The following is a 22156-nucleotide window of genomic DNA, read 5'->3' on the forward strand; positions in this document are numbered from 1 at the left end:
GTGGTTGTTTATATTATTAGCTACATTAATAAGAGTGGCTCTCACCCCCGCACTTAATGGCTCAGTTGACCGCAAATAGTGGCTCAAATCACCGCACTGATGGCTCAATCTGTCCGCAATACTCAAATTTAAGGGTGTTACCTCCTATATCAAACGATTCCACACCTGTTGAGTTATCCAAATGTGTATTATCTAGTTTTGTCTGAACTTTATTCGAATATCTCCTTAGGAAGCGCCATAACTTTAACTCGGTTTTTGATTTCATAAATAACTCAGGTAGATCCTTTGCATGCTTCAGCATTGTTAGTGTAGTTAAAGTATAAACTTGAATACCGTAGCCAACCGGACGGATGGTCTTATTAAGTGTATTCCATTTGCTCACTGTAAACTTTACATACAACGCTTGAGAACGGCTAGGTACTTCTTTCAGCTCATGGCGTTTTACTATTTCTACATTAGTTATTTTTCCATAATAGGTGATACCATTTGGTACTCCATTTTCCGCAGCCTTCTGAGTAACATAGAGGGCGATGTGCTTTGCCTCTTGCCAGCCGCTCTTTAATTGGTTTAATGGAATATGATAGAAGCGATTTTGGATATGGGCAGAGAGTCGCTGACTGTCATTAACCACTCCTACAAGTACCTTTTCATCGAGAGAAGACTCCCAATATTCTAGTGCCCCTTTTGGTAAAATGCCTTGAGTTTGCAGATCCTCCGGACTACTTTCAATTAAGTGTTCCAGAAATTCCTCAACCAGCCGGATAGTATTCGGTAAAAAAGGGAATCCTCCGATATTTACTTCATCGATACTTTTGTAAAACGGGTGGGTCTCATAATTTTCTTCATCCATCCAAGGGAATAACACGTAAGCACCAAAAGCATAGCGTTCATAAGGTCCGTTATTTTTATAAACCCAGGCGTCACGGTAGCGATGCATCGTGTTAATATCGTCTTCCATTGGACCAGGTGTGGAGACTTCCTTTTCTGTTTGTCCAAAATCAATCCGATATTTGGCATCAAAAATATAGTTATAAGCGTAAGGGTGACCCTTCTTTTCTACGGTCAGCATGATATCGGGTTTTTGTCTTACTGTCGGAGGAGCCTGGTGTCTTTCTTGGAAGCTAAGAGTAATGAGCTCTTCGGTAAAAGGGTGCCTGAATCTTCGTTTGGCAGATTTGCTTTGATCGAGATCCACAAAAAGGCCGTTCTGTTTAATTTTTATAATGTCCTGATCGACAGCTTCGTACTTGTTATGCAGAATTTGCCCCATTTTTAAATAGGTCCAATACTCATAAAGGGTAGCTACGTCTTTTACTGACATTTTAAAGATTTCTCCTTGAAGCGAGAGACCTTGCGATAAAACCAAATAAATCATATAAGCATCGCGATAGCCTTCCTTCATTTGCATAACAAGAGTGAGTACCGAGCGATCCAGTCGACTAATTTGGCGCCAGAAGAGTGACTTCTCAATGACATGCAGTTTCTTTTGCATCTGCGTTAACTCATCCAGTATCGAATGATCAGCAGTAGGGGAGTTGCTTAAATAACGTTCGACATCGTGACTTAAGGATTTAATTTTATCTTGTAACCGGATTACCATGAATTTTACAAAGCGATTTTCTAGTGTATCGTAAGAGAGAATTTTCTTGGCGTTCAACCCTCTTTCTGGCATTCGTTGCTTATCATCTATGGTAATACCATTGCTGGTCTCTTTGAACAAGTAAGTCCTTTTCCGTAAATATTGCCGTAATCGGCTATCCGTTCTTTTTAATTGATCGCCTCTTACCTTGTGATATTCCGTTTTCAGTTGATGGTGAGGCTGTCTTTCAATGAGTTGGATGGCGTTTATGAATTGCTTAAAATAATAATTCAGTAATCTGTAAAACTCAGCGGGAGAAGGGGACTTCGATGAAATCTTCGAAGCCCCGATAAAGGTCTTTTTCATAAAATGAAACGCTAGGTTATAAATTTCTTCGCTGACTTCATCCAACAGACGTTTATAATCTTCTTTATAATCAAGCTTTGTAGGGAACAGTTCGATCGTAATGTCAGCAAGCGTTTGATTACCATACAGGATATTAAATTCCGTTAAGCCGACTTCATTCATAAATTGCAGCTGCCCCATCAAAAAGGTGATATCCCCCACTTTTTCTTTGCTAACTGATCTTCGGACTAACGGATGTTCATGATAGAAGGACAGGTCTTTCCCTGTTTTAGAATGAACTACTAGCTGATAGACTTCATTTTCAAAAAAGATAGGAGGAAATGGCCCGTCCTTTAGCTCCACCATTTTCTCTAACATAGGATGAAATACATGTACATCTGCCCCTTCTAAAGCTTCGACCCTTAATATCATCGTTTGTTGCTCTAGGTTTACTTTATTCTTATAGCTTTTCAGGTTTTCAAAGCGACTGTTAAATGGGCCACCTTTTAAGTGTACAGAGAACTCTTCATGGTCGATTGCTAATAGTGTCGTATCATTGGCGTGAGACATTCTGTCCACCTCCTTTGCCCGCTGTTATCCTAACCAAAATGAAGTGAAACCGTGCTGCTCTTGATTCTTATACATAGTTGCTAGCTTTTCCGCCGATTTAGGGAATTTAGCTTGTTCAATCGCTTGCTCATAGTTAGCTACATCATAGGACTGACTTGTACAATACGTAAATAGCTCTCCGATAATTTCAGCAGTAGCGTAGTCACTTCCATTTAGCTTTGGTAACACTTTCTGCAGCAGTTGGCGATCGAAGGCTTCCTCTTTAGTCATTAAACCACCGAGTTTGTTATAAATCATATAAAAACAAATCTCATCACGAATGCGGTAACCAAAATGACTGTTATTCTTTTTCAATATATTGTTGATCTCAATGAGCCGATTCGTTGTATTTTGAATCAGAGCTTTATGGTCAGCTAACGCATCCTTTATAGTTAAATACTTGGTCTTAAGGACGTCATTCGTGACAGGGTAAGCATTAATATCTTGTTCGTTTTCGTTAAGGCTAGGGAAGAAACCAAGGTCCACTTCGTTGAATTCCATCGTATTGGCTCGGTCTAACACCTTTGAACTAAAAGGATGCGTAGTCTCGTCCATGTTGACTGTACCGATGATATAGACATTATCAGGAATAAGCACCCGTTTATTAAAGCTTTCAGGAGTGGGGATCTCGGAAGTTACAATTCTATCTCCCAACCACTTCCGACTTTCCATAACACTTAATACGTCACTAAAATAGTATTCTACCCTGGCTAAGTTCATTTCATCTAATAGGATAAAATAAGGAAGATCCGGGTTGTTTTCTGCATCTAGCAAAACCTTTGTTAGAGGTCCTGGTTTGAAATCTCCTTTGATGTCTTCATAGCCGATTAACTCTGACCCATCACTCCAGTCTGGACGGACGGGAATGAGATGGAACTGACCATTTTCTTCAGTTGCTCCGATGCTGTTGGCGAACTTTTCTACAATTCTTGTTTTTCCTGTTCCAGAGATACCAGAAAGAATGACAAATGGCTTCGTTCGTAAGGCGAGATAGAGGCTTTTCACCTCTTCTTTTTGATAATAGAAGCCTTCATTCTGGATATAATTATAGATATGAGTAATAAGTTTTCCTTCTGATAAGCTTTTAACCTTTGCTTTTGAAATTGCATTGATGAATTTAGACGGAAAAAAGTCTTTAAACTCGCTAAGTAGGTATTCAGAAAACTCATGCGACACTGGGAAAAAATATCCTAGTTTCGCATTTCCATTAACATCAAACAGCCCTGATTCTTGTTTTCTTCGTTCAAGTGGAATATCGTCCTTTCTTAGCTTAGTCTCCAAAGGATAATATTGAACTCTTAATAAAGTTCCATCCTCTTCCCATTGATTGGTGTTAAAATTAGTAGGCTTTTTACTGTTTATAGCCTTCTCTGTTACTTCGCAGATCGAGTGAATTACTCCTTGTGAATATGCAAAAACGATATCCCCAGGCTTAGCTTTTAAAAGATTAGTATAATGAGCAAGAGAATTTCCCGACTTACTTTTTTTAGGAGCCCATAATGTATTGCTTTCTTTTCCTTCTTTTGCAGTTTTACCTTGGTTTACCCACCAGTAATTAGGTTTGATTTTATCCTCGGTCATATTTATCACATTCCATTCTTCATCAATTAATTCAGCATATTTTAGCCAGTTCAAAGTGTTTCTAATGCCTTTATCAGCTACAGATTCTTTTATTGTAGTCTGATCTCTGGAACTTACAACAGTTAAAAAAGTTATTTCATTCAGAGCTTGTAGCTTTTCTTTTTTGTTATAAGTAGGCATTACATTTAACATTTCATAAATCATAGTTATGTATGAGCTTTTGAGCATTCCTTTTCTAAGTGCTTTTAAAGAATTATCCAACTTTACTAACTCAAGATCGTTATTTAAATATCCAAGTATATGTAAACTCTGACGAGCGTTAGATTTTATTCTTTTTTCATTCTCATCTTTAATTGTTTGGGTTAAAGTGGCTGCTGTATATTTACCGTTAATCAATTCTTGATGCAATTTCAAAGTTTGTTTATGGGTGCTTAATGGAATTTCTTGTGTTGTGAATTTTATTAATTGAACCCGGTTTTCTTCAAGTATCTTCACAAAAGGCAAGTAGGATAAAAAAGCTAATATAAATGAATGTCTTCTCCCTAAATTAATAAAATCCTGATCGTTAACCACTCTCTTACTGATTAAGATTTCTAACGCTTGTTCTAACCAATCATTTTTAACCAGTACATAAGGAACATCTTTTTCTCCTTCTTGGTACTTTTTACGAGATGATTTAGTTTCGACATGAATGCCATTGTCGCTTGATGACACTATGTAGTTAGGGGTTTTGGTACTTAAGGAATAAACTACATCTAGTTGTTTTGCAAAATCTACGATAAATCTATTAAGCATGGAAATTCCTCCGGCAAGTGGTGTTTTGTAATTATGGTATCACAAAAGGTAATGATTTCTAATGTTTGTCCTATTAACCATAATAGAAAATCGTGATAATACTTGTTCTCTTTTTTGTCAAGAAATGGATGGAAAAGCCGATAGTATATAGGAAGATATTACAGGTAGGTGGTTAAATAATGGCTGGCAAAAGGCGGACCAAGAAGCAACAGAAAGAGATGGAATCTATACTACAAAGTGTGCTGGTACTATTAGCTTTATCGATGTATTTATTTACAGGATCGGTTTATATTATGGTAATCAGTGTAGGTACGGTTGTCACAGGTATTATTGCATTTCTTTTATACCGGAAAGCGATCGAAGCGGAAAAGCTTAAGAAATCTGGCATCGAAACGATAGATAAAATGGATGGACTTCAGTTTGAAGAATACCTTGGAGTTCTGTTTAAAAACCATGGTTATAAGACTGAAGTGACACAGAGTAGCGGTGACTATGGGGCTGACTTAATATTGAAGAAGGACGCCAAGAAAATAGTCGTTCAGGCCAAGCGCTATTCCAAGAATGTGGGGATAAAAGCGGTCCAGGAAATTCATTCTTCCAAGAACTACTATAAAGCAGATGAAGCCTGGGTGGTCACCAATAGCGATTTTACGAAAGCTGCTAGAGAACTTGCTGATTCCAATAAGGTAAAACTGGTTAATAGAGAAGCTTTAATCGACTTGATTTTAACGATGAACGGGAAAATTGATCCAAAAGAAACAACAGTTAAAAAGAAGAAAAAGAACATAAGCGCTGAGAGAATTGGAGAGTTAGGGGAGTATAAAATCAATATTCAGCTGGATCAATTCCCCACCAACTATAAACATTTGCATGACGTCATGCTGGAAAATACGAAGTCTCGTTCTGGATATTCCCAAATTGACCATTTGCTGCTTACGCCATATGCCATTTTTGTAATTGAAACAAAAAATTATGCTGGGAAGGTTTATGGGAGAAAGGATGACAAACAGTGGTCGGTGAATAAGAAGTTCAAAATGATGAATCCCTTCCACCAAAACTACGGGCATATCAAAGCTATCCAGTCTGTCCTAAAAGTGGGAGAGAGCAGTCCATTTATTTCGATGATATCTTTCACTAGAAGAGCTGTGTTTCATATCAGTCCAGAGTTGCGACAGATCCAATCTAGAACTTTGTGTGTCTATGATACCGAGTTAACGGAATTCATCGATCGAAAGATTCAAGTAATCAAGCTCAAGAATCCGAAAGCCGTTTATACGTATGAAGAGATAAACAGCATGTACGACACTTTAGTTAAGGCTAATATAACGGAAACATCCAAAAGAGATCATCACAAACAAGCGTTAAAGGCATCTGTGACGAAAGAGGCAAAGTGTGTAGTCTGTAATAAACCTGTTTCTCAGAAGGTGAAGCAATTTTGTTTATCGAATAAGAAATTCAATGGAGAAATTTATTGTTTTGAACATCAAAAAGTCTATGAGTACGCTGCCTGTAAATAAAGAAAGTGTTTGATCAAATAACAGGAAAGACCGCCCTTTTGAGATAATTTTATCTCCGGGCGGTCATTTTTATAGAGTATATACTATTTGTATATCATTCTTCCTTCATATACTCCCTTAAAAACGGTCGTAAAATCTTTTTGGCACCTCGAGCCGTATTTTTAAGGATATCAATCGTTGTATCTTCTAGTAGAGCGATTTCTTTATAGCTAAGATCCCTTACTATGTAAAGGTAAAACCATTTTTCTTGAACTGGTGTGAGATGCGTTTTAATTTCATCTAGCAAAAATGAATCAATTTCTTTAGTGGGACGATAAGATATAGGTTCATAAGTGAAATTGGAGAGTTTTTCTGACTCTCGTTTAAACTTGCGATAAATATCAATAAATCGGTAGTTGATTTTATAGTAAAAATACGAACAGAAATTGGAGCGTGATTCCTGATAGGATTCCATGGCTTCATGTAAGGTGATCAGTCCTTCCTGGTAAAGTTCTTCTTTATCCAGATAAGGGTACTTATGGACAAATTTATAGATCATTCGCTCGCATTTCTCTAATTGCTGTTCAAATTCATTTCCTGCTGTCATTGGGTTATCCATTCCGATAGCGCTTTCTTCTATTGCCGGCTTTTTTATAATATATGAGCAATAAGAACTGGGCAATAATATCTACCTAAAATACAATTATCTGACATAAATGAAACTTTATTTTTGTATGTGTGATGTAGCGCATATCCTTGAAGCATTAAATAGTATTATCATGGATTTTGAATAGTATTAGCTCACATATTCATCTGGTAACCTATTGATAGACTCTCAGGGCATATTTATTTACTAGTATTAGTTAGGGGATACCAATAGAAAAAACACGGGAAGCCGTCATACATAATTAATCTCTTAGAAATGCCAGGCGCTGTAAAAGAATGGCGTGGAAGGTATAGCACGTACAAGGAAAAGTCTAGAAGAATGTAGAAATAAATTGTATATCACATCTGCACTTTCACCTGTGTGGGATGCTACGACCATCGCCAGGTTCTGAAATAGGTTTCTTTTTCATATATGTATTCATAGCATGCTTTTTTAGCTCATCTAAATGATAGAGCAAAAAATAAAGGAGAAGTCGAATGACAGAGCCACAAGTGTCTTAAGTTCTGAGGCTGCAGAAACCGACTATCTCCAATTAAATGATAGGGAGGCAGTGATGATGAGTCTTGATCCTCAGGCAAAGTTTCTTTTAGAACAAATGGAGGCAGCAGGCGAACCACCGATGCATGAACTATCTCCGGAAGAAGCGAGGGCAGCTATGGATTTTTCACCATTGGCAGGGGAGCCGGTAGAAGTAGCGAAAGTGGAGAACCGAACGATTCCGAGCCCTGCAGGGGACATTCCCATACGGATTTATACACCGGAAGGACAAGGTCCGTTCCCGGCATTGGTATTTTACCACGGTGGCGGCTGGGTTATCGGGGATTTGGATATGGTCGATGTGCCGTGCAGGCTGATAGCCAACCAAAGCAATTGTGTCGTGGTCTCTGTGGATTATCGATTGGCACCGGAACATAAATTTCCTGCAGCTGCTGATGATGCCTACGCTGTAGCGCAGTGGACCGTGGAAAAAGGCGCATCGATTGAGGTTGATAGTAAGCGGGTAGCGGTCGGCGGTGATAGTGCCGGCGGAAATCTTGCTGCCGTAGTGGCCCTGATGGCACACGATCGCAGGGATTTTTCATTGGCTTATCAAATGCTGATCTACCCTGTCACCCACTATTCTTATGACACGGCCTCCTATCAGGAGAATGCCGATGGCTATCTATTGACGAAAGATTCGATGGAGTGGTTCTGGGATCATTACTTGCGAACCGAAGATGATGGAAGACATCCCTATGCATCTCCGCTTCTTGCAGAAGATTTAAGCGGACTGCCCCCTGCACTTGTCGTTACTGCCGAATTCGATCCACTGCGTGATGAAGGAGAAGCTTACGCCAGGAGGTTGGAAGAGGCGGGTGTTGCTGTTGAACGGAAGCGTTATGATGGCATGATTCACGGGTTCTTCTGGATGCCTGCTGCACTGGAACAAGGGAAACAATGCATCAACCAGGCTTCCGCTGCCTTGAAAAGGGCGTTAGCGGAATAACATAGATAAGCAGTTCAAGGTTAGGGGGCAATATTGGACCCTAACCTTGAACTGCTTTTTTATTGGAATATCTTTACGGAAATGTTTATGAAATTAATTAGAGGATTATTGAAGAGAATAGGGACGGTGAGGGTCAGGCTCTTTTTAAAGGGGTGTGGATGAAAAAACATCTTGGATTCATTGCGATGATTATCCTATGATTCGTAATTAAGTTTTTTGTATTGGGTTATTGGTACCCCTAATGTTCTAATGCTTATCTTGAACCAAGTGGGAGTTCCTTAAATAGAAACGTCCCATTTTATCAAGCAGCAGTGACAGAAGGTTTGTCCTCCATACCATGTTTTTCAGCAAACACCAGTGTTTCCTTTTAGGCTGAAACAGTTTGATCCAACCTGTTTTCGGCACTTTCATCCAATCTGCAACTTTATCACCAACTTGAAAACGAATCAAAGCTGGGATTATACCATTTAGCGGTTTAAACTTAAGTTCTTTTTTAAGAAGACCAATTAAAGATAAAGTGAGATCGACACCTTGATCACTTGATTCTTGGTTACGTCCAAATACAGTCGTTTCTAATGCAATTGCATCGTTAAAGGAATCGGGTAGAACTTCTTCCTTGATCCCTAACAAAACACCAATAACCCGCCAAAAATAATAATAATCTTCTGCTTCCTCCTTAGAAACAGCCACTCCGAATTTTCTTAAATTCCTTATTACGACGGTTGAAAATGAAAACAAGGTACCCAATAAATCTTCCTGGTTAATGGGGGTCTCTTTTTCATTGAGGTTACTATTTTTGATATGGTATCGAACCATTGCATGGACGAGTCTAATCTTTTGAATAAGCTCTAGGGTAGTTTCGTCACCTTTCCCTAATTTTTTTGGTGTCATAACCTTTAATATAAAGTCAGCTGTTGTGACGACACGGTTATAGGTGTCGTCAGACAATCTGCTTGTGTAAGCTAGTACTTTTACTCCGTTTTTGCATGCATAGCATTCTACTAGAGATGCTGTTGCCAATATAATGACGATAATTCCTTTGTTCCTTTGAAAAAACTCGCTTGCTTTTTCTAAGCGGGGAGCATCTACCCATAATGGTAACTGGCGGGCGATTGCAAGTTGCTTTTGTAATTCATCAGGAACGTTTTCACTTAATTCTCCCACATGTCCATGTAGTAAATGAAGCAAGTACTTTTCGCTATGTGAAGTTATTATATTTTCCACAAAAGGATCTGCCCAATCATCTCCTTCATGTCTTAGTAAATTAAGGGATTCATTTGAAATCATTATTTTCTCCTCACTTCATAACTACTTTCCACATTTTATGAGGCGATTTTTTCTATCGTGTAGGCAGTTCATAGCTGTTTTTACCGATTTCTTAAAGGCGCAACAGGAGGTTTGAATATTGAAGAATGAAGTATTATCTTGAAACTGATTCTTTCTAATAATAAATGACGGTGCCAGCCCCCCCTGCGCTAATTGTGCTGGGGGGGCTGGCACCGTTTAGAATGCGGAATAAAATAAATAAGCAGTTCAATGTATGGGTGTCAGCTTGAACCCAGGATTGAACTGCTTATTTTTATCGTTCCTGCATTGATTTAAAATAGAGGATTATTAAAGTCGATGGAGAAATTAATAAACGATCTATACTTGCAGGAGGGATCTAATGATTAATCGAGTCGGTCAAATCATGGTGTATGTCAATGATCAGGATAAGGCAGTCAGTTTTTGGACAGAAAAAGCAGGGTTTCGTGTGATTGCGGATGAAAATGACGGGCAGGGGATGAGATGGATTGAGATTGCCCCTACAGAAGAAGCGGAAACAAGCATAATCCTTCACGACAAGCAATTGATCGCTAAAATGGAACCTGAAATGAATCTTGAAACACCTTCGTTAATGTTTTTCTCTGACAACCTTGAACAGTTACATAATGACTTATCCAGTGAAAATGTCACTGTTGGGGAAATTGTTAGCATGCCTGCTGGAAGAGTATTTAATTTTGCTGATGATGAAGAAAATTATTTTGCAGTTATGGAAAATAGGAAGTAGTGCGCCGGGTGACTGACCCACTGTATGGAGAGTTTTGAAGTCGATTTAGTTTTACCAATAAGAGTTTATCTTGTGGAAGCGGGTGGGCGAGGTTCAGGCACCCTTGGTATTTTGCAGTCATGAAAAAGAGAACTGCGCCTGATTCTCATTGCTCTAATGTCGAATTATATCGATTGAAAATTCTGAAAAATCATTTACTTTACGTTTTTACATCTGTATAATCTTAATAAATTATAAAGTTATAATATTATAATGTGATTGGAGCAAGTACACATGAAATTAGACAAGGGATTACCCATTCCACTATATCATCAAGTCATCGAAATCTTAGAAACTAAGATAGCAAATGGGGAGTGGAAAGTTGGAGATCAAATACCTACAGAAAACGAATTAGCAAAGCATTTTAGTATTAGTAACATTACCGTAAAAAGGGCGGTACATGAACTAGTAGACAAAGGCTTATTATATCGCCAAAGAGGGAAAGGAACTTTTGTTGCACCTCAATTTAAAGAAGCTGAGATGTACAAATTGTTAAGTTTCGGTTCAGAGAAAGAGTATCCACATCAAACCATAAAATTTTCAATAGAAGAAGCTGGAGAAGAGGCTGCAAAATGGTTGAACATTTCAAATATAGATCCGGTAATAAATTTAAGCCGATTAAAAATGGATGGGGATAAGCCGGTTGGTGTAGAACATATCTATTTAAATTACCAACTGTGTCCAACCATTACCCAAGAATCCATGGAAAATCAATTAATCTATGATGCACTGAAAGCAGAGAATATTAAACTTGGGAGAACAAAAATCGATTTCTCAGCACTAAATGCAGGAAATGCTGAAGTTGAGATGCTTAATATAGAAAAAAACACGCCATTAATCTCCATCCAAAGAACTACATTTACAGAAAAGGATCAGATTATTGAATGCTCCAGATTTTTACTTGGTCAAGATCATGCCCATTATTCTATTGAATTTTCCTTTTAACCAAAGCTAGTTTCTTTAACAATGTAAAGTTAAAATTTTATAGTTTTTACTAAGGGGGTGGAAGTCTTCAGGAGTTAAAAATTATAAATGCAACTGTGTAAGTGGGTAATTCCAGTTCAGATACAAACACTTTAAGAGGTTGCTTTTACACTAAGATACTTAGAATTACCGCAGAAGAGCATAAGAAGTACATATCACTTTAAAAGTTATAACTTTATATTATTATAATTTAATTTCTGATTTACTTAGACTTCTGATTATTAGTGGAGGTGAGTTTGTGGAGTTTATTAAAGATCATCCTATATTGCAAAATACCCAGAATGAAAAGGTCACGTTTTTTTATGGAGGTACACCGCTGCATACAAGAAAAGGGACAACTGTAGCAGCAGCACTAATGGAAAATGGAATAAAGAAACTGGGTGTAAGTCGGAAGTTGAATCAGTCAAGGGGGTATTTCTGTGGAATAGGTCGTTGTTGCAGTTGCTTTGTAACCATTAATGGTGAAGAGCATGTCCGGTCTTGTATGGTCACTGTTGAAGAATCAATGGAAGTTCATCCTAATTTACAGGATCCTAATGTAAGGAGTAATACCAATGAATAGTGATCTATTAGTTGTTGGAGGTGGACCGGCCGGTTTAATGGCTGCCCTTGAAGCTGCTGAATATGGCGTGAATGTTGCTATTGTGGAAGAATCCAGTCGACTTGGAGGGCAATTAAGACAACAAACGCAATACCTTTCTCCACTGCCATCAGGAATAGGGGAAATTAGAGGGTTTGAATTGGCAAATGAACTAGTAGAGTCTGTCACCTTTCATAAACATATTGCTACATATACGAACCATACAGTCATCGGTCTATATGAAGATGGGCGTGTTGGAATAAATAATGGCAAAGAAATTATTCGGTGCGAAACAAAAAAGATTATCGTTGCGACAGGCGCAGATATTCAAGGTGTTTTATTTCCAGGTTGGACATTACCTGGAGTACTTACAGTTGGGGCGGCTCAAATTCTGGTGAACCGCGAAAGGGTGAAACCAGGGAATGAGGCATTTATTGTTGGTTCCTCTGACTTTTCCATCGAAGTAGCGCTTCAACTCCATGATGTTGGTATTAACGTGCTGGGAATAGTTGAAACCGAAACAAGCTTACATGATAGAAAACAGGAAAACCTTTATAGGTTAAAAGAAAAAACCATTCCCATCTTAGAGAATTCTTACATTGAACAAGCAAAGGGAAGAGGACAGGTTGAAAAAGTAATCTTAAATCAAAATGGAAATAAAGAGGAGTATGACGTAGATCTAATATGTGTAGATGGAGGGCTAAACCCGGTTATAGAACTTTGCCAACTATATAATTGCAGCTTTGCTTTTAATGAAATACTCGGGGGATGGATACCCACCTATCAAGCCAATTTCGAGACGAGTACAGATGGTGTCTTCATTGCTGGAAATACAGCCGGAATTACAAAACAAGGGGCTGTGATGGTGACAGGGAAACTGGCAGGTTTGGGTGCTGCCGAATCTCTAGGGTATGTAGCAGAACAAGCTGCAGATGTATGGAGAAATAACTATTGGAGTGAGCTGTCGAAAATTGAAGATCCTCAGGTAAATAAGGCAAGGACTTACCATATTCAGAACTTTGATACCTCAAAAACCAAAGTTTATGAAACCTGAAGTTAATTGTACAGGAGGGTTGGGCTTGGATAAATCAACCATAGTATGCAGGTGTGAGGAAATTAATGTAGATGAAATCGAAACGGTTTTGAAAATGGGAGCTGAAACTTTTGATGATGTAAAGCGAATTACACGATGCGGGATGGGACCATGCCAGGCAAAGATGTGTGTGAAACCCGTGGCCAACTTAATTAGCGAATATACCGGAAAACCTTTAGCTGACATTCCGCCTGCCCGGGCAAGAATGCCATTAAAGATAACACGGATGCGTGTGTTAGCAGGTAACGAAAGTCAAGCCTCTACAGTGAAAGCTGTATTTGGAGAAGGTGATCCAGATGAAAAGTAGAACAAATGCAGAAGCCTACGATGTAGTTATTATTGGGGCAGGTGTCATAGGAAATAGTATTGCGTATCATTTATCTGAGCAAAATTCACAGAACATTCTGGTTATTGATAAATCCTTTCCATTATCAGGAACCTCTGGCTCCACACAAGCGTGGGTGTGGGTACATACAAAGACTCCTTCTTCCTATGGCGAATTAAGTTTGTTCAGTTCAGAACTTTATCCTTATCTTGAACGAAAAATTGGAGATGTAGAGTACAAAAGGACAGGGGGATTGGCCCCGTTTTTTACAGAAGAGGATCGGGAGAAAGCAATGAAATTGGCTGAGAGTCAGGCAAAAGTAGGGATAGATATTAAAGTACTCAGCCGCGACGAAGTATTAAAAAAAGAACCATCTTTTTCACCAAATGTAGTAGGAGCAACGTTCAGTAGTATTGATGGAAATGTAAATCCGTTTCGTCTACTGGAGCTATATACAAGGGCTGCTGAAAAAAATAAAGTGGATTATTCTTTTTACAATCCTGTTGTCGATATCGAACAACAAGGGGATGGCTATATCATTCATTCTGAAAAAGGGACGTTTCGAACGAAAAAGCTGATCCTGGCAGGCGGTCCCTGGTCCAGGCAACTGGGATCATTTCTAGGTCTTGATATTCCCGTCAAGTTGGTAAGAGGGCAGGTGCTAATTACAGAACCGCTCGCGCCTTTATTGAATTATACGATTGGAGGAATCAGGCAGGCAAATAATGGTGAGGTCCTGATTGGTTATTCAAAAGAAGAAGTTGGTTATAATCGCCAGGGTACGCTGGACGTTATTCAGGAGACAGCGAATATGGCGGTATCCTTTGTTCCTGCGTTGGCCAATGCAAATGTTGTACGCAGCTTTTCAGGAGTGCGTGTAGTGCCAGAAGATGGATTGCCTATTTTCGGTGAAATCCCGGGGCGTAAAAACCTTTACATCGCAACCATGCATAGTGGAATAACATTGTCCCCTGTTATAGGTACGTTGATGTCAGAGCTGATTTCAAGTGGAGAAACATCATTACCTATAGAGAAGTACTCGATTTCCCGATTTGCTTAATTGGAAAATAAATCTAAAATTTGGGAGTGAAAGGATGAGATGAGTACATTTATTAAAAAGTTACAAAAGATGCAACGTGTTGTCGTCTTATGCTTAATTATGATATTGCCGTTGCTCGTGTTTACCCAAGTACTGTTGAGGTATGTCTTTAAGGCTCCGTTGATGGGCATTGAAGAACTTATGCTGTTTCCTACCATTTGGTTGTATATGCTGGGCGGAGCTAACGCTTCCATGGAACGAAATCATATTTCGTGTGGTGTACTGACTTTATACATTAAAAGAGAAAAAACGAACAATCTTTTTAATTTAATCACATCGATATTATCATTTGTCATCAGTACCTGGCTTACTTTTTGGGCGTTTAAATACTTTTTGTATTCCTTACATGTATGGAAAGAAAGCAATCTCCTCTTAATTCCTATGTTTTTTGGTGAAAGCGCAGTATTTTTTGGGCTTTTAATCATGACTCTCTATGCATTTATGGATATTAAGCATAATTTTATGAAGCTACGGACTCGCTACACGGTAGAGGAGGGACTAAATGTTAACAATAGTAATACTTGATGTGATCTTACTTGTTTTCCTGCTGTTTATGAATGTACCGCTTCCTTATTGCTTTGGTGGTGCCCTTTTATTTATGGTTCTGTTCGGTGATGTTTCGATGCAAAGTATGATGCTATGGACATTTAATCAAACGATTAGCCCGGTACTGCTAGCTAGTCCGCTTTTTATCCTTGCTGGAGTTGTAATGGGAGGAAATGGTGTTGCCAAGCATCTCTTGAATTTCACGGATATTTTTGTTGGGCGGATAAAGGGAGGAATCGGTGTTGTCTGTGTTGCTACCTCGGCATTTATTGGCGCAGTGTCAGGCAGTGGTTTCACGGGTGTAGCTGCAACCGGTCCAATTATGATTCCACGAATGGTAAAGCAGGGATATCCACGGGGCTATGCAACTGGATTGGTTACCGTTTCATCCGTTCTTGGTCTGCTTATTCCACCAAGTGTCATTATGATTTTGTATGGATGGGTTACGAATACATCGATTCTGGCAGCATTTCTTTCAACTTTAGGACCTGGATTATTAATCGTGGTCTTATTTTCGATTATAAACCTTGTTTGGACGAGAAATTTTCCGAATATTCAGATTGAGGAATCGGTGACAAAGCCTGAAAAGGTAAGAATTATTAAGAAAAGGTCGCTTTTAGCATTTCCTGCATTACTTTTACCAGTTATTATTCTGGGTGGAATCTATGGGGGGATTTTTACCCCAACTGAAGCTGCTGCAATTGCAACAGTAGTTGCACTCCCTATTGGATTCTTTATTTACAAGGAATTAAGTGCCAAACAATTCTTTGAACTTGCAGAAGAATCTGCTACGTCAGTCGGTGCAATTATGACTATGATTTTCTTTACATTAATGCTAAGTCAAACTTATGTAATGATGCAGGTTCCTCAAGCAATCATTGATTTGTTTTTTGGTATCACTGATAACCCTATTATTATGTTACTTATTATTAATATTTTCCTATTTTTAGTGGGGATGATTGTCAACGACGCCACAGGTATGATCTTAGTTGCTCCTCTGCTTTTACCTTTGATTACAGAATTAGGAATTGATCCGGTTCATTTTGCAGCGATTATGGGCGTTAACCTGGCAATGGGCGGGGTAACTCCCCCATATGCAAGTATCTTATATTTAGGTATGCGAATTGGAAAATGTGAGTTTTCAGAATTACTTAAGCCTACCTTAGTTTTCCTCCTTTTTGGATACTTACCTGTCGTTTTCCTAACAACATTTTGGCCAGATTTATCTCTATTCCTTCCAGGAGTTTTTGGTTTACTAGAAAATTAGGGATGATAGGTAGAGATACCACACCTTAGAAGAAAATGCAGCGCAGATTCTTAAAGGATTGAAGGGAGGGATTTCTACATAGATATCTGAATGTTTAGAAAAAATGTAGTTGTCTGCTCAGTTAAAGAGAAAAGTAGTATTGTTCTATTCATTTACCAGATTAAAAGGGAGGCTTTACTGTGAATTTTAAAAAATCAATTTCGCTCTTGTTTGTTTTAATGATGCTAACGATGGGACTTATCGGCTGTTCTTCGTCTACTAGCGCGGGGGAGGAAAAGACTTTTAAAATTGGACATATTCGACCAGAAGCTACGGGAACTGATAAAGATGTACAATGGTTTGCAGAACAGATTGCTGAGAAAACCGGGAATAAGGTGAAGTTTGATATCTATCCAGCAAGTCAGCTTGGTGATTACTCTGTTGTACAAGAACGGGTAAGCATGGGAGATGTGGAAATGCAACTTGCTCCTGTTGGCCCGTCTCTTAATAAAAATATGGGGATTACGTACATGCCTTATTTAGTGACAAACTGGGAGGATGCTCTGAAGTATTATGGCCCGGATAGTGAAATTGCAAAGGCTGTTGATGAAATGTTGCAAGAAGAAAACATAAAATTACTGGCAACTTATCCAAAGTACTTCGGGGGAATTGCCTTGAAGGAAAAGCCTGACAATCCAGCAGATATGAGTCGAAAAGATATTAAAATCCGTGTTCCAGGTACGAAAGTATTTGAGTTGACCGCAAAAGAACTTGGATATTCTGCAACACCACTGCCGTTTGCTGAAGCTTTTACCGCTATGCAAACTGGAATTGTTGATGGTGTAATTGGTTCAGGCGCAGAAGGGTATTATGCAAACTTCCGTGATCTGGCGAATTACTATTTACCATTAAATGACCATTTTGAAATGTGGTATATGTACATTAGTAACGATACGTGGGAGAACTTGACAAAAGAAGAACAGGAGATTTTCCAAAACACTGCAAAAGAATTGGCAGAAAAAAGGTTTGCTTCAGCTGAACAAGAGACAGAAGACTATGAACAAAAGCTACGTGATGAAGGCATTGAGGTTATTGAGTATACAGATGAAGAGCTGGAGAATTTTGCAAAACAAGTGAGAGAAAATGTATGGCCTGAGCTGAAAAAAGAGTATGGAGAAGAATTGTTTAATCGTGTAACTGAGGGCGTTCAGTAAGATAAACATTCATGTTCCTCAAATGGTCGATGTCCATTTGGGGAGCCATTTTTTTGAAGAATTATTTTTGATAGACGAGATAAGTAAGTCTTAATCATGAGGAGGCGAAGGCATTGGATGCTGATATCGGAATTATTGGAGTAGGTACTATGGGCAGCATGGCAATGTGGCAGCTAGCCAGAAAAGGGGTTTCTGTATTAGGGTTTGAACAATTTGGTACAGGGCATGATCGTTCCGCGGGTAGCGGGGAATCCAGGTTGTTTCGAACGGTTTATTTTGAGGGGGAAAAGTACGTCCCTTTATTACAGGATGCGAAAAAATTATGGTCACAGTTGGAAGAAGAATCAGGCAATCCATTATTAACATTAAACGGTGGAGTAATGATTGGTAAGCCTGACTTTGAAGAAATGAAAAATGCCATGAAATCAATTAAGGACTTTAATTTAGACCATGAACTGTTAACTCCTGAGCAGGCAATGGAACGTTATCCGCAACATCATCTGGAATCAGATGAAATTATGATTTTAGATAAACATGCAGGTTTCCTAAGACCGGAACTGTCGACCGTTTCGGCGGTAGCAAGGGCAGAGTCTCTTGGTGCAGCGGTCCATAGGTATACGAAAATTGAAGAAATCATACCAGATGACAACGGAGTAACAATAAGAACGGAGAATAATGAGTATCGAGTAGGTAAGGTTTTAGTAACAGCGGGTCCATGGGCGGGGAAACTGCTTCCGCAATTGAATGACATTATAACCGTCAAAAGGATTGTTCTAAGCTGGTATGCTCCTAAAGACCTTAACCAATTTAAGCCTGATCAATTCCCTGTGTTCGCACATCTGGGCGATGATTTTAAACTGACCGGAACGCCTACGATCGAGGGAAGTATGGTCAAAGCTTCAAATAATCCGAAATTTAAAGATGTTAGCAGTCCTGATCAATTAAATAAAGAGGTCTCCATCGAAGAAACAATAACTGCCAGCAATTTGATCAAGGAAAAGATTCCAGGGTTAATTCCACATCCAGTTAGATCGGCAGCTTATATGGATGCCTCTACACCTGATGGACATCCAATTGTAGGAGAAGTTCCTGAAATTAAAAATACAGTATTTATGTGCGGTTTCTCAGGCCACGGCTTCAAGATGTCACCAGTAATGGGGAAAATAGCTGCAGAACTTTTAGTTGATGGAAAAACAAACTATTCGATTGAACACCTTTCACCGCAACGGATGGTAAATAGTACGCCTTTATTGAGTTAGTAATAGACTGTAGACATACTTAAACAGTAGCTATCCTCAGCGAATCAACGATTGCCGGAACCACTGTATGGGGATTAATGAATAGGATTTTGTTTTTACCCATAGAAGTTTTTCCTTTAGTAGTGAGTGGGCGAGGTTCAGGCACACTTGGTGTGTAATAAAAAACAAGCACCTCCATAGATAGGTGCTTGTTTTCGTGTATGGAGATTTAACTCTTTGTCATTTCTCTGACTAATTCACGGTTTCTCTTTTTGAAAACATCGTTATGGGAGGACACCATCGCAACAGCATTGGCATCTGGTTCGATGAATTGTTTGGCTTTATTTACGGCATTGGCTGCATCCTGGAAGGCGCCGGCGATCAGGTTCAGCTTTCCTTCATGGTTCAGGATATCTCCTGCGGCATACAAGCCTTCCACCGAGGTTTCGCTCATTACCGATCCTTTTACGAAATACTGGTCGACTAACTGGATATCAAATTTGGTGTTTTTAAGTAGCGAGGTGTCCTGATCGAACCCGTGATTGACGATGACGTCATCTACTTCTAAGTAATAGTTCTCACCGGTCTGGTTACTGGTCAGTTCCACCTGCGAAATGTTTTCATGATTTTCAGAAGCCAATAACTTCGAAATCGTCGTATAAGGTAAACATTCAACCGAACTGTTTTCTAATTGGGTGATTTGCGCTTCATGCCCGTTCAGGCAATCTTTCCGGTAGACGAGGTAAACTTTTTTGGCGACCGGTTCTAATTCATTTGCCCAATCGATCGCTGAATTACCGCCGCCTGAAATGATGACCGTTTTATCTTTAAATGTTTGCAGCGATTTGACGGTATAGTGGAGGTTGCCAAGTTCGAACCGTTCCGCTCCTTCGATGTTAAGCTTCTGAGGCATGAGAATTCCGCTACCTACTGCCACAATAACGGTTTTGGAATAATGAATCCTTCCTGAAGCCGTTTCCAATAGAAAGATTCCATTTTCATCACGTGAGATGGATACCACTTTTTCGTTGACCACTACTTCCGGATCGAAGGTCAACCCCTGTTCAACCAGCTGGTCCATAAGCTGCTTTCCTGGAACGGGAGGGAGGCCGCCGACATCCCAGACCATTTTCTCAGGATATATTTGAACTTTCCCGCCTAATTGCGGCTGGAATTCGATGATTTTTGTTTTCATTTCCCGCAGGCCACTGTAAAAGGCAGAATATAGCCCCGCAGGTCCTCCGCCAATAATGGTAACATCAAAAATTTCTTTTCCCATGGACGATTCCCCCTCTGATATGTAAATCCATTTAAACCGATAAACTTTATATGGAAAATGCTGTTGACAAAGCGAGCGAGCCGACTTATAGTATCATTATAAACGAAAGTGATAATCATTCTCAACAAAATATTTTATTTGGAGGCTTCACAATGCGTCGTTTATCAACCGAACATTTACATATCGGCTATGGAGAAAAAACGATTGTCAGTGATTTGACGTTGGAGATACCAGATCAGAAAATCACCACGATCATCGGTTCCAATGGGTGTGGAAAATCTACCTTGTTGAAAGCGATGACCCGGATCATTCCATATCAATCCGGATCGGTGATTCTTGATGGTGCAAGTATCTCAAGGGAAGATACGAAATCTCTCGCTAAAAAAATGGCGATTCTTCCACAGAACCCGGAAAGCGCTGCCGGGCTGACGGTCGGAGAGTTGGTTTCTTATGGACGGTTCCCTTACCAGAAAGGGTTCGGACGTCTAAACAAAAGAGATATCGAGGTAATTGACTGGGCGCTTGAAGAGACCGGGATCCTGTCATTCAAATACCAGCCTGTCGATGCGTTGTCTGGCGGGCAGCGTCAGCGGGTGTGGATTGCTATGTCTCTAGCCCAGGAAACCGAGATGATATTTCTTGATGAACCGACGACCTATTTAGATATGGCTCATCAGCTCGAGGTCCTTGAGCTTTTGCAGAAATTGAACAGGGAACAGGGCCGGACAATTGTCATGGTGCTGCATGATTTGAACCAGGCCGCCCGGTTTGCCGACCATATCATTGCCTTGAAAGACGGGAAAGTCGTGAAGGCCGGTTCCAGTGAAGCGGTGATCCAGCGGGAAGTCCTCCAGGAAGTTTTCAAGATTGATGCGGAAATCGGCAGAGATCCCCGCACCAATAAACCAATGTGCATCACTTACAACTTGCTTAAAGGAGAAGACGACAATGAAAAAGATACTTATGCCAATCCTGCTCTTATTCGTGCTTATTCTTAGTGCATGCGGAAGCACTTCAGGTGAAACAGCTTCCAGTGAAAAAGAAAGTAAAAAGGAAAATGATAAGTCAGAAACGTTTACATATGAGTCAGAAAATGGTCCGGTAGAAGTGCCTACGAACCCGGAACGAGTGATTGTATTATCATCCTATGCCGGAAATGTCATGGCGCTTGACGTCAACCTTGTTGGGGTGGATTCGTGGTCGAAGATGAACCCGCGCTTTGAGGAAGAATTACAGGGTGTCGAGGAAGTGTCCGATCAGAACCTTGAAAAAATCATCGAGCTGAATCCGGATTTGATTATCGGACTTTCCAACATTAAGAATGTCGATAAACTGCAGGAGATCGCTCCGACCGTTACCTATACTTACGGCAAACTAGGATATTTAGAGCAGCATATTGAAATCGGAAAACTTTTGAACAAAGAAGAAGAAGCAAAACAATGGGTAGAAGATTTTAAAGCACGTGCCCAGCAGGCAGGCGAGGACATCCGTGCTGAAATCGGTGAAGATACCACGGTTTCTGTCATTGAAAACTTCGAAAAGCAGCTGTATGTATTTGGTGATAACTGGGGACGAGGCACGGAAATCCTTTATCAGGAAATGAATTTGAAGATGCCTGAAAAAGTGAAAGAAATGGCTCTGAAGGATGGCTTCTATGCTATTTCTCCAGAAGTGCTTCCGGAGTATGCCGGTGATTATATCGTGTTCAGTAAAAATTCCGATTCCGAAACCTCATTCCAGGAAACGGAGACGTACAAGAATATCCCGGCCGTGAAAAATGACCAGGTCATTGAAGTGAATGCCAAGAAGTTTTACTTCAACGATCCGATTACATTGGAGTATCAGCTGGAGACAATTAAAGACGCATTTTTAAACTAGTAATCTATCAGAGGAATTCAACTGCTG

19 protein-coding genes are annotated in these 22156 nt (G+C 39.6%); 14 read left to right on the top strand and 5 right to left on the bottom strand.

Translation table 11 applies throughout. From position 1 onward, the window contains the following. Positions 1–88 precede the first annotated feature (88 nt). Positions 89–2494, bottom strand: a complete 2406-nt coding sequence (locus tag ACGTN9_RS12665) for a DUF2357 domain-containing protein (protein ID WP_499593308.1) — start codon at positions 2492–2494, stop codon at positions 89–91. A gap of 24 nt (positions 2495–2518) precedes the next feature. Continuing rightward, the gene (locus ACGTN9_RS12670; RefSeq protein WP_499593310.1) at positions 2519–4909 is read right to left on the bottom strand and encodes an McrB family protein; all 2391 of its coding nucleotides are present in this window, start codon (positions 4907–4909) and stop codon (positions 2519–2521) included. Between the two features lie 179 nt (positions 4910–5088). Here ACGTN9_RS12670 and ACGTN9_RS12675 point away from each other — a divergent pair, with 179 nt between their 5' ends. Beyond that, complete coding sequence (locus tag ACGTN9_RS12675; RefSeq protein ID WP_499593312.1) at positions 5089–6426, top strand: restriction endonuclease; 1338 nt, start codon at positions 5089–5091, stop codon at positions 6424–6426. 94 nt (positions 6427–6520) lie between these two features. Here ACGTN9_RS12675 and ACGTN9_RS12680 read toward each other — a convergent pair whose 3' ends face one another. After that, positions 6521–7012, bottom strand: a complete 492-nt coding sequence (locus ACGTN9_RS12680) for a sigma-70 family RNA polymerase sigma factor (protein ID WP_499593314.1) — start codon at positions 7010–7012, stop codon at positions 6521–6523. A 505-nt stretch (positions 7013–7517) separates the two neighbouring features. Here ACGTN9_RS12680 and lipP1 point away from each other — a divergent pair. Next, complete coding sequence (gene lipP1 / locus ACGTN9_RS12685) at positions 7518–8558, top strand: LipP1 family hormone-sensitive lipase (RefSeq protein ID WP_499593316.1); 1041 nt, start codon at positions 7518–7520, stop codon at positions 8556–8558. Positions 8559–8804: 246 nt separating this feature from the next. Here lipP1 and ACGTN9_RS12690 read toward each other — a convergent pair whose 3' ends face one another. Next, complete coding sequence (locus ACGTN9_RS12690; protein ID WP_499593318.1) at positions 8805–9845, bottom strand: oxygenase MpaB family protein; 1041 nt, start codon at positions 9843–9845, stop codon at positions 8805–8807. Between the two features lie 379 nt (positions 9846–10224). Between ACGTN9_RS12690 and ACGTN9_RS12695 the strand changes: the two genes are divergently transcribed. The 10 genes from ACGTN9_RS12695 (at position 10225) to solA (ending at position 18993) form a co-directional block, all read left to right on the top strand. Beyond that, positions 10225–10608: a VOC family protein gene (locus ACGTN9_RS12695; RefSeq protein WP_499593319.1), complete on the top strand. Its 384-nt coding sequence runs from the start codon at positions 10225–10227 to the stop codon at positions 10606–10608. Positions 10609–10881: 273 nt separating this feature from the next. Then, complete coding sequence (locus ACGTN9_RS12700; protein WP_499593321.1) at positions 10882–11592, top strand: GntR family transcriptional regulator; 711 nt, start codon at positions 10882–10884, stop codon at positions 11590–11592. Between the two features lie 277 nt (positions 11593–11869). After that, positions 11870–12193, top strand: coding sequence for a (2Fe-2S)-binding protein (locus tag ACGTN9_RS12705; protein WP_499593323.1), 324 nt, complete (start codon positions 11870–11872; stop codon positions 12191–12193). Continuing rightward, positions 12186–13265 (top strand): NAD(P)/FAD-dependent oxidoreductase, encoded by a 1080-nt coding sequence (locus tag ACGTN9_RS12710; RefSeq protein WP_499593325.1) that lies wholly within the window; start codon positions 12186–12188, stop codon positions 13263–13265. The genes ACGTN9_RS12705 and ACGTN9_RS12710 overlap by 8 nt, the downstream gene beginning before the upstream one ends. Before the next feature lie 25 nt (positions 13266–13290). Beyond that, positions 13291–13611 carry a (2Fe-2S)-binding protein gene (locus ACGTN9_RS12715; RefSeq protein WP_499593327.1) on the top strand — a complete coding sequence of 107 codons (321 nt, stop codon included), beginning with the start codon at positions 13291–13293 and terminating at the stop codon, positions 13609–13611. Then, positions 13601–14689 carry an NAD(P)/FAD-dependent oxidoreductase gene (locus ACGTN9_RS12720; RefSeq protein ID WP_499593329.1) on the top strand — a complete coding sequence of 363 codons (1089 nt, stop codon included), beginning with the start codon at positions 13601–13603 and terminating at the stop codon, positions 14687–14689. The genes ACGTN9_RS12715 and ACGTN9_RS12720 overlap by 11 nt, the downstream gene beginning before the upstream one ends. A gap of 99 nt (positions 14690–14788) precedes the next feature. Beyond that, positions 14789–15253, top strand: coding sequence for a TRAP transporter small permease (locus ACGTN9_RS12725; protein ID WP_499593541.1), 465 nt, complete (start codon positions 14789–14791; stop codon positions 15251–15253). Next, positions 15231–16541 carry a TRAP transporter large permease gene (locus tag ACGTN9_RS12730; RefSeq protein ID WP_499593330.1) on the top strand — a complete coding sequence of 437 codons (1311 nt, stop codon included), beginning with the start codon at positions 15231–15233 and terminating at the stop codon, positions 16539–16541. Before ACGTN9_RS12725 ends, ACGTN9_RS12730 begins: the two co-directional genes overlap by 23 nt. Before the next feature lie 179 nt (positions 16542–16720). After that, the gene (gene dctP, locus ACGTN9_RS12735; protein WP_499593331.1) at positions 16721–17734 is read left to right on the top strand and encodes a TRAP transporter substrate-binding protein DctP; all 1014 of its coding nucleotides are present in this window, start codon (positions 16721–16723) and stop codon (positions 17732–17734) included. 113 nt (positions 17735–17847) lie between these two features. Continuing rightward, positions 17848–18993 (top strand): N-methyl-L-tryptophan oxidase, encoded by a 1146-nt coding sequence (gene solA, locus ACGTN9_RS12740; protein WP_499593333.1) that lies wholly within the window; start codon positions 17848–17850, stop codon positions 18991–18993. 208 nt (positions 18994–19201) lie between these two features. Here solA and ACGTN9_RS12745 read toward each other — a convergent pair whose 3' ends face one another. Further along, entirely contained in the window at positions 19202–20251 is a 1050-nt protein-coding gene (locus ACGTN9_RS12745) for an NAD(P)/FAD-dependent oxidoreductase (protein ID WP_499593334.1), read from the bottom strand. 152 nt (positions 20252–20403) lie between these two features. Between ACGTN9_RS12745 and ACGTN9_RS12750 the strand changes: the two genes are divergently transcribed. Both ACGTN9_RS12750 and ACGTN9_RS12755 read left to right on the top strand, forming a co-directional pair. After that, the gene (locus ACGTN9_RS12750) at positions 20404–21249 is read left to right on the top strand and encodes an ABC transporter ATP-binding protein (protein ID WP_499593335.1); all 846 of its coding nucleotides are present in this window, start codon (positions 20404–20406) and stop codon (positions 21247–21249) included. Continuing rightward, positions 21200–22129, top strand: a complete 930-nt coding sequence (locus ACGTN9_RS12755) for an iron-hydroxamate ABC transporter substrate-binding protein (protein ID WP_499593336.1) — start codon at positions 21200–21202, stop codon at positions 22127–22129. Before ACGTN9_RS12750 ends, ACGTN9_RS12755 begins: the two co-directional genes overlap by 50 nt. Positions 22130–22156: the final 27 nt, after the last annotated feature.

Origin of the sequence: Halobacillus sp. B23F22_5, from assembly GCF_043497085.1 — a bacterium.
GTDB lineage: Bacteria > Bacillota > Bacilli > Bacillales > Halobacillaceae > Thalassobacillus.

Excerpts from the sequence above, each read along its gene's own strand:
- ACGTN9_RS12745 (WP_499593334.1), bottom strand. The coding sequence starts at position 20,251 with ATGGGAAAAGAAATTTTTGATGTTACCATTATTGGCGGAGGACCTGCG.
- ACGTN9_RS12730 (WP_499593330.1), top strand. The coding sequence starts at position 15,231 with ATGTTAACAATAGTAATACTTGATGTGATCTTACTTGTTTTCCTGCTG.
- ACGTN9_RS12670 (WP_499593310.1), bottom strand. The coding sequence starts at position 4,909 with ATGCTTAATAGATTTATCGTAGATTTTGCAAAACAACTAGATGTAGTT.
- ACGTN9_RS12755 (WP_499593336.1), top strand. The coding sequence starts at position 21,200 with ATGAAAAAGATACTTATGCCAATCCTGCTCTTATTCGTGCTTATTCTT.
- ACGTN9_RS12680 (WP_499593314.1), bottom strand. The coding sequence starts at position 7,012 with ATGACAGCAGGAAATGAATTTGAACAGCAATTAGAGAAATGCGAGCGA.
- ACGTN9_RS12750 (WP_499593335.1), top strand. The coding sequence starts at position 20,404 with ATGCGTCGTTTATCAACCGAACATTTACATATCGGCTATGGAGAAAAA.
- ACGTN9_RS12720 (WP_499593329.1), top strand. The coding sequence starts at position 13,601 with ATGAAAAGTAGAACAAATGCAGAAGCCTACGATGTAGTTATTATTGGG.
- ACGTN9_RS12725 (WP_499593541.1), top strand. The coding sequence starts at position 14,789 with ATGATATTGCCGTTGCTCGTGTTTACCCAAGTACTGTTGAGGTATGTC.
- lipP1 (WP_499593316.1), top strand. The coding sequence starts at position 7,518 with ATGATAGAGCAAAAAATAAAGGAGAAGTCGAATGACAGAGCCACAAGT.
- ACGTN9_RS12665 (WP_499593308.1), bottom strand. The coding sequence starts at position 2,494 with ATGTCTCACGCCAATGATACGACACTATTAGCAATCGACCATGAAGAG.
- ACGTN9_RS12695 (WP_499593319.1), top strand. The coding sequence starts at position 10,225 with ATGATTAATCGAGTCGGTCAAATCATGGTGTATGTCAATGATCAGGAT.
- ACGTN9_RS12675 (WP_499593312.1), top strand. The coding sequence starts at position 5,089 with ATGGCTGGCAAAAGGCGGACCAAGAAGCAACAGAAAGAGATGGAATCT.
- ACGTN9_RS12690 (WP_499593318.1), bottom strand. The coding sequence starts at position 9,845 with ATGATTTCAAATGAATCCCTTAATTTACTAAGACATGAAGGAGATGAT.
- ACGTN9_RS12700 (WP_499593321.1), top strand. The coding sequence starts at position 10,882 with ATGAAATTAGACAAGGGATTACCCATTCCACTATATCATCAAGTCATC.
- ACGTN9_RS12710 (WP_499593325.1), top strand. The coding sequence starts at position 12,186 with ATGAATAGTGATCTATTAGTTGTTGGAGGTGGACCGGCCGGTTTAATG.